7 protein-coding genes and 2 rRNA genes (1 of these 9 only partly in view) are annotated in these 12,428 nt (G+C 59.9%); 6 read left to right on the top strand and 3 right to left on the bottom strand.

Translation table 11 applies throughout. The annotated features are described in order from the left end of the window. The first annotated feature begins 42 nt into the window (after positions 1-42). The 3 genes from slmA (at position 43) to pgi (ending at position 3,799) form a co-directional block, all read left to right on the top strand. Positions 43-639, top strand: a complete 597-nt coding sequence (slmA, locus tag ACWPWQ_RS04470; RefSeq protein WP_005323760.1) for a nucleoid occlusion factor SlmA — start codon at positions 43-45, stop codon at positions 637-639. A 269-nt stretch (positions 640-908) separates the two neighbouring features. Then, positions 909-1,745 (top strand): mechanosensitive ion channel domain-containing protein, encoded by an 837-nt coding sequence (locus tag ACWPWQ_RS04465; protein WP_139438123.1) that lies wholly within the window; start codon positions 909-911, stop codon positions 1,743-1,745. A 404-nt stretch (positions 1,746-2,149) separates the two neighbouring features. Then, on the top strand, positions 2,150-3,799 hold the full coding sequence (gene pgi / locus ACWPWQ_RS04460) for a glucose-6-phosphate isomerase (RefSeq protein ID WP_454009099.1): 1,650 nt from the start codon (positions 2,150-2,152) through the stop codon (positions 3,797-3,799). Between the two features lie 151 nt (positions 3,800-3,950). Here pgi and ilvC read toward each other — a convergent pair whose 3' ends face one another. Continuing rightward, positions 3,951-5,432, bottom strand: a complete 1,482-nt coding sequence (gene ilvC, locus ACWPWQ_RS04455; RefSeq protein WP_454009098.1) for a ketol-acid reductoisomerase — start codon at positions 5,430-5,432, stop codon at positions 3,951-3,953. A 224-nt stretch (positions 5,433-5,656) separates the two neighbouring features. On the opposite strand from ilvC, the gene ilvY reads away from it, so the two are divergent. From ilvY to ACWPWQ_RS04440, 3 genes are all read left to right on the top strand, one after another. Further along, positions 5,657-6,550, top strand: a complete 894-nt coding sequence (ilvY, locus tag ACWPWQ_RS04450) for an HTH-type transcriptional activator IlvY (protein ID WP_454009097.1) — start codon at positions 5,657-5,659, stop codon at positions 6,548-6,550. Positions 6,551-6,652: 102 nt separating this feature from the next. Continuing rightward, on the top strand, positions 6,653-6,844 hold the full coding sequence (locus ACWPWQ_RS04445) for a hypothetical protein (protein ID WP_025328781.1): 192 nt from the start codon (positions 6,653-6,655) through the stop codon (positions 6,842-6,844). A 90-nt stretch (positions 6,845-6,934) separates the two neighbouring features. After that, on the top strand, positions 6,935-9,508 hold the full coding sequence (locus ACWPWQ_RS04440) for a bifunctional acetate--CoA ligase family protein/GNAT family N-acetyltransferase (protein WP_454009096.1): 2,574 nt from the start codon (positions 6,935-6,937) through the stop codon (positions 9,506-9,508). A 99-nt stretch (positions 9,509-9,607) separates the two neighbouring features. Here the strand turns inward: ACWPWQ_RS04440 and rrf are convergent. Together rrf and ACWPWQ_RS04430 are read right to left on the bottom strand one after the other, a co-directional pair. Further along, a 5S ribosomal RNA gene (gene rrf, locus ACWPWQ_RS04435) occupies positions 9,608-9,722 on the bottom strand. Between the two features lie 126 nt (positions 9,723-9,848). Further along, positions 9,849-12,428: ribosomal RNA gene (locus ACWPWQ_RS04430) — 23S ribosomal RNA — on the bottom strand; it runs 310 nt beyond the window's last position.

Below are 12,428 nucleotides of genomic sequence, written 5' to 3'. Positions count from 1 at the left end.
TCTAATAACAGAATCAAGCCATTGTTTTTTTTAGGGGAATCCATGGCAAGCAGTAACCAGAAACAGAGTCGGCGCGATCAGATCCTGCAGGCACTCGCCCATATGCTGGAAACCAGTCCGGGCCAGCGCATCACCACGGCGCGCCTCGCAGCCGAGGTGGGTGTGTCCGAGGCGGCCCTCTATCGACACTTTCCGAGCAAGGCGCGGATGTTCGAGGGACTGATCGACTTTATCGAGGATTCCCTGCTGTCACGGGTCAACCTGATCATGGCCGAAGAGAAGGACACCATGGCCCGCTGCCACCATATACTGCAGCTGCTGCTGGTGTTCGCCGAGCGCAATCCCGGCATCACCCGCATCCTCAACGGCGATGCCCTGCTGGGCGAGCACGATCGGCTGCGGGATCGCATCAGCGCCCTGTTTGACAAGCTGGAGACCCAGCTCAAGCAGGCACTGAGGGAGAAGCGGCTGCGGGAAGGCCAGGGCTTCCAGCTCGATGAGACTATGCTGGCCAACCTGCTGCTGGCCTATGCGGAGGGCCGCATCAGCCAGTTCGTCCGCTCCGAGTTCAAGCTCAAACCCACCGCCGGCTTCGAGGATCAGTGGCAGTTTATGCGCAGCCAGTTATTGCAAAGCTGAGCCGAGCCAGAGGGACGGATCGACCTACATATCAGCTCCGAATAAAACCTTTAACCCATCACCGGGTTAGAGGCCCGGTGGCAATAGATGCGCAACCCATAGCTGCAAAGCTGGACCATACTGGTGGGTGCGAAGCGGGAGGCCTTGGCCTCCCTTGTTTTTTGTGGCAGCTTTTGATGGCAGAGAATAAGCATCAGATGCGACCCAGGTTGTCGCGCTCCGGTGTTAGATTTATCCGCCATAAATCTTCAATACCAACAGGACACTCTATGGAACCCGAGATCATCACAGAAGCGCAGACCTGGCTGGTCAATAACCAGGGACTGATCATCGAGTATTCGGTCAACATCGCCGCCGCCCTGCTCACCCTGCTGGTCGGTTACATCGCCGCCAACATCATCAGCGGCGGCGTGACCAAGGTCATGCATACCCGCAAGCTGGACACCACAATCACCCACTTCGTCGGCAGCATCCTCAAGTACACCATCCTGGTGTTCGTGGTGATCGCGGCTCTGGGCCGGGTCGGGGTACAGACCGCCTCCTTCGTGGCCATCATAGGTGCCGCCGGTCTGGCCATAGGTCTGGCGCTGCAAGGCTCTCTCTCCAACTTCGCCGCCGGTTTCCTGCTGATCATCTTCCGCCCCATCAAGGCCGGTGAGTTCATCGAGGTGGCCGGTACCAACGGCGTGGTGCAGGCCGTTCAGCTGTTCACCACCACCCTCACCTCCGCCGACAACAAGATGGTGGTGGTCCCGAATTCCGCCATCCTCAACGGCACCATAGTCAACTACTCCCGCATGGACACCCGCCGGGTCGACATGACTTTCGGCATCGGCTACGGCTCGGACCTGCGCAAGGCCAAGCAGATCCTGGAGCGTCTGGTGAATGAAGAGACCCGCATCCTCAAGGATCCGGCCGTCACCATCGCCGTCGCTGCCCTGGCCGACTCCTCGGTCAACATAGTGGTGCGCCCCTGGGTCAAGACGGGCGATTACTGGGGTGTCTGGTTCGACTTCCACGAGAAGGTGAAGCTGGCCTTCGATGCCGAGGGCGTCGAGATCCCCTTCCCCCAGATGGTCATGCACATGCAGAAGACCCAGGCCTGAATCCAGTGATGATGGCCACGATGCCAGCCTTAGGGCTGGCATCGTCGTTTCCGGGGCAGGGAAAAGGCCAGCCACCGGGCGGCCTGACCCCCGCCCAATACCCGCTCGAAAGGCAGCCGCCTCACCCCATCTCCGGCCCCGCCTCACCCCTGCCACATTGAAACCCCTTTCAACCTGACGAGACCGGCGAAGCATGAGCCAACGCAAGATCTCATGACCCCTGCTGACTCATAATCGCAGCGTTTTGGTTGTAAACTCCTTCGATGCAGACAATTGGTAAAGCTCTGTTACACGGGCCGCACCATGTGCCCGGTATAATGGGCCCGGTATAGTGCTCGAATAATAAGGTTTGGCGGGAGCCTTGCCTGCAAGGTTCAAACACAACTTGGAAGACTGATAATCCTATGAAAAACATCAATCCAACCCAGACCCAGGCCTGGCAGGCACTGGAAGCCCACTTTGCAGCGAACAAAGAGACCCGGCTGAAAGATCTGTTCGCCCAGGATCCCCAGCGTTTCGACAAGTTCTCCCTCACCTATCAAGGCGACATCCTGGTCGACTACTCCAAGAACCTGATCACCGAGGAGACCCTCAAGCTGCTCATCGATCTGGCCAAGGAGACCGATCTGCGCAGCGCCATCGACGCCATGTTCAACGGCGACAAGATCAACATGACCGAAGGCCGCTCCGTGCTGCACGTGGCCCTGCGCAACCGCTCAGACCGCCCCATAGAGTGCGACGGCAAGGACGTGATGCCGGAAGTGAACGCCGTGCTGGCCAAGATGAAGGGCTTCTGCGAGAAGATCATCGCTGGCGAGTGGAAAGGCTACACCGGCAAGGCGATCCAGCACGTGGTCAACATCGGTATCGGCGGTTCCGATCTGGGCCCGGTGATGATCACCGAGGCGCTGCGCCCCTACAAAAACCACCTGCAGATGCACTTCGTCTCCAACGTCGATGGCACCCACATCGCCGAGACCCTGAAGAAGATCGATCCGGAAACCACCCTGTTCCTGGTGGCCTCCAAGACCTTCACCACTCAGGAGACCATGACCAACGCCCTGACCGCCCGCGACTGGTTCATCCAGATCGCCGGTGACAAGGCCCACGTTGCCAAGCACTTCGCCGCCCTCTCCACCAACGGCAAGGCCGTGGCCGAGTTCGGCATCGACACCGACAACATGTTCGAGTTCTGGGACTGGGTTGGCGGCCGCTACTCCTCCTGGTCTGCCATCGGCATGCCCATCGCCCTGTCCGTCGGTTTCGACAACTTCGAAGCCCTGCTGCAAGGCGCCTTCGAGATGGACATGCACTTCGCCACCGCCTCCTATGAGCAGAACGTGCCTGTGCTGCTGGCGCTGATCGGCCTGTGGTACAACAACTTCCACGGTGCCGAGTCCGAAGCCATCCTGCCCTACGATCAGTACATGCACCGCTTCCCTGCCTACTTCCAGCAGGGCAACATGGAATCCAACGGCAAGTACGTGGATCGCAACGGCAACAAGGTCGACTACCAGACCGGCCCCATCATCTGGGGTGAGCCGGGCACCAACGGCCAGCACGCCTTCTACCAGCTGATCCACCAGGGTACCAAGCTGATCCCCTGTGACTTCCTGGCACCAGCCATCAGCCACAACCCGATCGGTGACCACCACCCGAAGCTGCTGGCCAACTTCTTCGCCCAGACCGAGGCCCTGGCCTTCGGCAAGAGCAAGGAGCAGGTCGAGGCCGAGTTCCTGGCGGCTGGCAAGACGCTGGAGCAGGTCAAGGATCTGGTGCCGTTCAAGGTGTTCGAAGGCAACCGCCCGACCAACAGCATACTGTTCAAGAGCCTGACCCCGAAGACGCTGGGTGCCCTGATCGCCATGTACGAGCACAAGATCTTCGTACAGGGCGCAATCTGGAACATCTTCTCCTTCGACCAGTGGGGCGTGGAGCTGGGCAAGCAGCTCGCCAACAAGATACTGCCGGAACTGGGCAGCAATGACGCCGTCACCAGCCACGACAGCTCCACCAACGGTCTGATCAACACCTGGAAATCCTGGAAAGCCTGATTTTCCAAGTCTTTCTGAATGCAAAAGCCCCGCTCATTGAGCGGGGCTTTTTATTGCCGGAAGCCGGCGTTGCCATCCTGTGGAGATCTGGCCAGGTGTCTAAGCCAGCCAGAAGACGGGGATCGTCACCCCCGCCCTTCCATCGCCGGCATTAACCGCCGACGGCGATGCGTTTCATGTCTTTCATATAGCCACGCAGGGTATGGCCGATCGCTTCGATCGGATGGCTACGTGTCGCCTCATTGGCCGCCAGCAGGGCCAGATTGTCCACCGCCTTCGGCTCGGCGCGGGCGCTGCCCAAATCACCAGCCTGAAGGGTCGGCATAAAGTGCTCGCGCAGCAGCGGCACGGCGGCGTTGGCGAACAGATAGTTGCCGTACTCCGCGGTGTCGGAGATGACCACGTTCATCTCGTACAGACGCTTGCGAGCGACTGTGTTGGCGATGAGCGGCAGCTCGTGCAGGGATTCGTAGTAGGCGGACTCTTCATAGATGCCGGAGGCCACCATGGTTTCGAACGCCAGCTCCACACCAGCCTTGACCATGGCCACCATGACCACGCCATTGTCGAAGTACTCCTGCTCGGCGATCTTGCCCGCATAGGCCGGGGCATTCTCGAAGGCGGACTTGCCGGTCTCTTCGCGCCAGCCGAACAGCTTGGCGTCGTCTTCGGCCCAGTCAGCCATCATGCCGCGGGAGAACTCGCCAGCGATGATGTCATCCATGTGCTTCTCGAACAGCGGACGCATCAGGGTGCGCAGCTGCTCGGAGAGCTCGAAGGCGCGCAGCTTGGCCGGGTTGGAGAGACGGTCCATCATCAGGCTGATGCCGCCCTGCTTCAGGGCCTCGGTGATGGTTTCCCAGCCGAACTGGATCAGCTTGCCGGCGTAGGCCGGGTCAGTGCCCTCGGCAACCAGCTTGTCGTAGCAGAGCAGGGAACCGGCCTGCAGCATGCCGCAGAGGATGGTCTGCTCGCCCATCAGGTCGGATTTCACTTCCGCCACGAAGGAGGATTCCAGCACGCCCGCACGGTCGCCGCCGGTGGCGGAGGCCCAGGCCTTGGCGATGGCCATGCCTTCACCCTGGGGATCGTTCTCCGGGTGAACGGCGATCAGGGTCGGCACGCCGAAGCCGCGCTTGTACTCTTCACGCACCTCGGTGCCCGGGCACTTGGGCGCCACCATGACGACGGTGATGTCGGCGCGGATCTGCTGACCCTCTTCCACCACGTTGAAGCCGTGGGAGTAACCCAGGGCGGCACCCTGCTTCATCAACGGCATGACCGTCTTCACCACGTCGGAGTGCTGCTTGTCCGGGGTCAGGTTCAGCACCAGATCGGCGGCGGGGATCAGATCTTCATAGGTCCCGACGACGAAGCCGTTGTCGGTAGCCTTCTGCCAGGAGGCGCGCTTCTCGGTGATGGCGGCCTTGCGCAGGGCATAGGAGATATCCAGCCCGGAGTCGCGCATGTTCAGACCCTGGTTCAGACCCTGGGCGCCACAGCCCACAATCACCACCTTCTTGCCCTTGAGCGCCGCACAACCGTCAGCGAACTCCTCGCGCTGCATGAAACGACACTTGCCCAGTTGGGCCAACTGCTGACGCAGGTTCAAGGTGTTGAAATAGTTAGCCATGGTGATTGCTCCGTTCGATTGATTCCATGCCGGGTAGCGGCGTTGTCCAAACCACTATAGCGCGGGACACTTATTGCCTGAACTGATATATTCGAAACAGTACGTTGCAGAAATTGAAATGTGACTCTTGGCATTCTCAGGCCGTTTTTCCCACCCGGTGCGCCTCGGGGGCTTGCTGCCTGAAGGTATATGGTCGGCACAAGCGCCGCTGCAGGAATTCAAAGATGGACCTTCGCAATCTCGAACTGTTTCTCCACCTCGCCGACTCCCTCCACTTCGGCAAGAGCGCCGACGCCATGGCGGTCAGCCCCTCCACCCTGAGCCGCGCCATCCAGCGGCTGGAGCAGGAGACCGGCTGCGTGCTGTTCGAGCGGGACAACCGCAGCGTGCGGCTTACCCCGGCGGGAGAGAAGCTGAGGGAGTTCGGTGGCAGCCTGCTGCAGGAGTGGCGGCGGCTCAAGCAGGAGCTCAGGCGCAGCGACGAGCCGTTGCAGGGGCGGCTGCGGGTCTTCTGTTCGGTCACCGCCAGCTACTTCCTGCTGCCCGAGGTGCTGGAGCGCTTTCGCCGCCGCTATCCACAGCTCGAGATCAAGCTGGAGACCGGCGACCCCGCCCTGGCGGTGGACAAGATCCTGGCCGACGAGGCCGATCTCGCCATCGCCGCCAGGCCGGATGCCCTCTCGTCCAAGCTGGAGTTCGCCAGCCTGCAGCAGGTGCCGCTGGTCTTTATCGCCCCCCGCAATGCCCCCCAGCAAAGCCAGTGGTTCTCCCAGGGTGAACCCGACTGGGAGCGGCTGCCGCTCATCCTCTCGGAGCAGGGGCTGGCCCGCAAACGCTGTGATCAATGGTTTCGCAACAAGGGCATAGCCCCCAACATCTATGCCGAGGTGGCGGGCAACGAGGGCATAGTCGCCATGGTGGCGCTCGGCTTCGGCGTAGGCCTGGTGCCTGCCGCCGTGATCGATCACAGCCCCATGGGGGACAAGGTACGCATCGTCGATCCCAAGCCCTCCCTCAAGCCGTTCGATGTCGGTATCGCCGTGCTCAAGAAGCGGCTGGAAGAGCCGCTGATCCGCGCCTTCTGGGACACGGCCCGCGGTCAGGGAGGGCTGCGCTGACTCCGGGGCTGCCCCAGCATCAGTGTCAAATGTGTCAGTATGAAAGCCCTGGAGAAGAGGGGACACTGGCCGGCAAATCCATCCACCACAGAGGATCATGCCGTGAGCCAGCATCTTGTCGAAATCCAGAGTGCCATCCTGTTTGCAGAGTACCTGCAGAGCCTCGGAGTCCAGCGCACCCCGCTCGATCGGGAGCAGGAGATCTATGTGCAAGACAGGCACCTGGCCACTGTGCGGCGCATTCAGGGTGAACTGAGATTTTATCTGCGTGCCAATGCCCTGGCCCGGTCGTGATCCGCAATGGGTCACAGAACGAACGCCTGAAGCGTATTAGACTGGCACCATACGTCGCCCTCGCCTCGGGGGTCGCCATGAGGAGTGCCCATGAAACCAAGCGGCCTGGATCGGCTCTTCAAACCCCAATCGATTGCCGTCATCGGTGCCTCCAGTGATCCCCAGAAGGCCGGGCATGTGGTCATCCGGCATCTGCTCGCGGGCCAGTTCAAGGGCCCCATACTGCCGGTCAGCCCTCACTGCCGGGCCATCGCCGGCGTGCTCGCCTATCCCGATATCGAGAGCCTCCCTCTCTCTCCGGATCTTGCCATCGTCTGCACCCGGCGCGAGCGGGTACTGCCGCTCATCGAGGAGCTCGGCAAGAAGGGCACAGGGGCGGCCATCATACTGGCCGCCCACTTCTCCGGCGACGAGCGCCAGCGGCTCAGGCAGCTCTGCCGGCAATACGGCATCCGCCTGCTCGGCCCCAACAGCATGGGCATGCTGTTGCCCGGACAGGGCATCAACGCCAGCTTCTCCCCCATTGCCGCCACCCCGGGGCAGGTGGCCTTTTTGTCCCAGTCGGCGGCGGTCAGCACCACCATCCTGGACTGGGCCAAACAACGGGAGATCGGCTTCTCGGCCTTCGTTTCGCTTGGGGATCACTGCGACATCGACTTCGGCCAGCTGCTGGATCAGCTCTCCCGCGACGGGACGACCCGCGCCATCCTGATCTACATGGACAAGCTGCACGATGCCCGTCACTTTCTCTCCGCCGCCCGCGCCGCTTCCCGCAACAAGCCCATTCTGGTGCTCAAGAGCGGCCGCCACGATCCGGCCAACGGCCTCGACAACGTCTATGACGCCGCCATCCGGCGGGCCGGCATGCTGCGGGTACGGGACACCCACGAGCTGTTTGCCACCGTCGAAACCCTGAGCCACTCCTTGACCCTCAAGGGGGAGCGACTCGCCATCCTCTCCAACGGGCGCGGTCTGGCCAACATGGCCGCAGACGTGCTGCTGGCACGCGGCGGCAAGATGGCCATGCCCCCTCTGGACATAGGCAGCGACGCCGATGTGGAGGCCTACCGAACCGCGCTGGACGAGCTGCTGCAAGGGGACAGGGCCGATGCCATCCTGCTGATCCACGCCCCCTCCCTCACCGCTCGCGGTGCGACCCTGGCCAGCAATCTGATCGATTTCCTCAAGCAGCACCCCAGGGCCAGGCGTTTCAACATACTGACCAACTGGGCGGGAGAATACTCGGCCCAGGAGGGTCGACGCCTGTTCAATGAAGCGGGGATCCCGACTTACCGTACTCCGGAGAGTGCCGTCACCGCCTTCATGCACATGGTGGAATACCGCCGCAACCAGAAACAGCTGATGGAAACCCCCGCCTCCCTGCAAGGGGACAGACTCGATGTCGAGCGCTGCCAGCAGTTGCTCCGCCAGGCGCTGGATCGCAAGCAGCAGGTACTGGACACCCACCTGGCGCAACCCATCATGCAGGCGGCCGGCCTCTCCACCCTGTCGACCTGGATCGTTTCCGATGCCATCGAGGCGGCGCTGACCGCGGAGCAGATAGGTTATCCGGTGGCGGTGAAGCTGCGCTCACCTGACATTGCCCACAAATCCGAGGTGCACGGCGTCATGCTGAATCTGCGCACCTCGGCAGAAGTGGCCCAGGCGGCGGACGCCATCCTGGACCGGGTCCGCCAGCACGATCCGGGGGCTCGTATAGAAGGGCTGCTGGTGCAGCGCATGGCGCGCCGCAGCGGGGGTCTGGAGCTGAGGATCCGCCTGCAGCAAGATCCTGTGTTCGGCCCCGTCATCCTGCTCGGGGAATCCGGTGCCGAGCCCCACGAGATGGTCGCGGCCCTGCCACCGCTCAACCAGGCGCTCGCTCGCTACCAGATCATCGGTGCCCTCAAGAACGGCAAGATCCGCGAACAGGCCAGTCCGGTACGACTCGATATCGATGCCCTCGCCCAGGTCTTGTGCCAGCTCTCCGAGCTGCTGCTGGCCTTCCCCGCAATTCAGGAGCTGGACCTGCATCCACTGCAGGCCTGCGGCGAAGAAATGGTGATCCTGGATGCCAGGCTGGTGCTGATGGAAGAGGGTCGGCAGATGCTGCCACTGGCCATTCGCCCCTATCCCACCGAACTGGAGGAGGGTGCCTGGCTGAAAGATCAGAGCCATGTGCTGCTGCGTCCGATCCGGCCGGAGGACGAACCGGCCCACAAGCAGTTCGTGCTCAAGGTCTCCGATGAGGACAGATACAAGCGCTTCTTCGCCGACGTGGGGGAGCTGGGGCACGAAGAGCTGGCCCGCATGACCCAGATCGATTACGACCGGGAGATGGCCTTCGTCGCCGTGGGGCAGGATGGGCCCTACAACCAGCAGATCCTGGGAGTGGTGCGCGCCATCTCCAACCCGGACCACTCTGACGCAGAATTTGCCATCCTGGTGCGATCGGATATGAAAGGGCTGGGGCTCGGCAAGCTGATGATGGAGAAGATAGTGCGCTACGCCAGAGAGCGTGGCATCGGCCAGCTGTCGGGCATGACCATGCCCAGCAATCGCGGCATGATCAATCTGGCCAAGCGGCTGGGTTTCCAGATCGACATCCAGCTGGAAGACGGCATAGTCAATATGGTGCTGCCCTGCGCAGATCAGGGCCGATGAAGAGAGGATGCGGTTTTAAATCAACCGGATATAGATGGATGCCGTCAATGTCAGGCAATAAAAAACCCCGCTCATCGAGCGGGGTTTTTCGTGTTTGGAGCCTGGCAGTGTCCTACTCTCGCATGGCGAATGCCACACTACCATCGGCGCTACCGCGTTTCACTTCTGAGTTCGGCATGGGATCAGGTGGTTCCACGGCGCTATGGCCGCCAGGCAAAAAACTTCATCTGGAAAGCTGACGTGAGTAACGACTGATTGGCTATTGCCTGGTCGCTATCACTGAATTTTTGAGTAGTTCGTTCATTCGCTACAAGCACCAGAAACACTTCTTGGGTGTTGTATGGTTAAGCCTCACGGGTAATTAGTATGGGTTAGCTCAACACGTCGCCGCGCTTACACACCCCACCTATCAACGTTGTGGTCTCCAACGGCCCTTTAGGACCCTCAAGGGGTCAGGGATGACTCATCTCAGGGCTCGCTTCCCGCTTAGATGCTTTCAGCGGTTATCGATTCCGAACTTAGCTACCGGGCAGTGCCACTGGCGTGACAACCCGAACACCAGAGGTTCGTTCACTCCGGTCCTCTCGTACTAGGAGCAACTCCCTTCAATCATCCAACGCCCACGGCAGATAGGGACCGAACTGTCTCACGACGTTCTGAACCCAGCTCGCGTACCACTTTAAATGGCGAACAGCCATACCCTTGGGACCGACTTCAGCCCCAGGATGTGATGAGCCGACATCGAGGTGCCAAACACCGCCGTCGATATGAACTCTTGGGCGGTATCAGCCTGTTATCCCCGGAGTACCTTTTATCCGTTGAGCGATGGCCCTTCCATTCAGAACCACCGGATCACTATGACCTACTTTCGTACCTGCTCGACCTGTCCGTCTCGCAGTTAAGCTGGCTTATGCCATTGCACTAACCTCCTGATGTCCGACCAGGATTAGCCAACCTTCGTGCTCCTCCGTTACTCTTTGGGAGGAGACCGCCCCAGTCAAACTACCCACCAGGCACTGTCCGCGAGCCCGATTCAGGGCCCTGCGTTAGAACATCAAACATACAAGGGTGGTATTTCAAGGACGGCTCCAGCGCAACTGGCGTCACGCCTTCAAAGCCTCCCACCTATCCTACACATGTAGGTTCAATGTTCAGTGCCAAGCTGTAGTAAAGGTTCACGGGGTCTTTCCGTCTAGCCGCGGGTACACCGCATCTTCACGGCGAATTCGATTTCACTGAGTCTCGGGTGGAGACAGCATGGCCATGGTTACACCATTCGTGCAGGTCGGAACTTACCCGACAAGGAATTTCGCTACCTTAGGACCGTTATAGTTACGGCCGCCGTTTACCGGGGCTTCGATCAAGAGCTTCGCTTGCGCTAACCCCATCAATTAACCTTCCGGCACCGGGCAGGTGTCACACCCTATACGTCCACTTTCGTGTTTGCAGAGTGCTGTGTTTTTGATAAACAGTCCCAGCCATCTGGTCACTGCGACTCCCAACTGCTCCATCCGCAAGGGACTTCACTGTCAAGAGCGAACCTTCTCCCGAAGTTACGGTTCTATTTTGCCTAGTTCCTTCACCCGAGTTCTCTCAAGCGCCTTGGTATTCTCTACCCGACCACCTGTGTCGGTTTGGGGTACGATGACTTGTAATCTGAAGCTTAGAGGCTTTTCCTGGAAGCAGGGCATCAATGGCTTCACCACCGTAGTGGCTTCGTCTCGTGTCTCAGTGTTGTGTCTCCGGATTTGCCTAGAAACACCACCTACGCACTTTCACCAGGACAACCGTCGCCTGGCCCACCTAGCCTTCTCCGTCCCCCCATCGCAATTACAAGTCGTGCAGGAATATTAACCTGCTTCCCATCGATTACGCCTTTCGGCCTCACCTTAGGGGTCGACTCACCCTGCCCCGATTAACGTTGGACAGGAACCCTTGGTCTTCCGGCGAGGAGGCTTTTCACCCCCTTTATCGTTACTTACGTCAGCATTCGCACTTCTGATATCTCCAGCATGCCTCTCGACACACCTTCGCAGACTTACAGAACGCTCCCCTACCACTCACACATAAGTGTGAATCCGCGGCTTCGGTGCCTGGTTTGAGCCCCGTTACATCTTCCGCGCAGGCCGACTCGACTAGTGAGCTATTACGCTTTCTTTAAATGATGGCTGCTTCTAAGCCAACATCCTAGCTGTCTGAGCCTTCCCACATCGTTTCCCACTTAACCAGAACTTTGGGACCTTAGCCGGCGGTCTGGGTTGTTTCCCTCTTCACGACGGACGTTAGCACCCGCCGTGTGTCTCCCGGATATTACTTACTGGTATTCGGAGTTTGCATGGGGTTGGTAAGTCGGGATGACCCCCTAGCCCAAACAGTGCTCTACCCCCAGTAGTATTCGTCCGAGGCGCTACCTAAATAGCTTTCGGGGAGAACCAGCTATCTCCGAGTTTGATTGGCCTTTCACCCCCAGCCACAGGTCATCCCCTAACTTTGCAACGTTAGTGGGTTCGGTCCTCCAGTTGATGTTACTCAACCTTCAACCTGCCCATGGCTAGATCACCCGGTTTCGGGTCTACACCTTGCAACTAGACGCCCAGTTAAGACTCGGTTTCCCTACGGCTCCCCTATACGGTTAACCTCGCTACAAAATGTAAGTCGCTGACCCATTATACAAAAGGTACGCAGTCACCCCGAAGGGCTCCCACTGCTTGTACGTACACGGTTTCAGGTTCTATTTCACTCCCCTCACAGGGGTTCTTTTCGCCTTTCCCTCACGGTACTGGTTCACTATCGGTCAGTCAGGAGTATTTAGCCTTGGAGGATGGTCCCCCCATATTCAGACAGGATGTCACGTGTCCCGCCCTACTCGATTTCACATCAAGGTTGTTTTCGTGTACGGGGCTATCACCCTGTATCGCCG

The sequence above is a fragment of the Aeromonas sp. Marseille-Q7275 genome (assembly GCF_965119515.1).
This window is presented reverse-complemented; position numbering and strand designations above follow the sequence as displayed.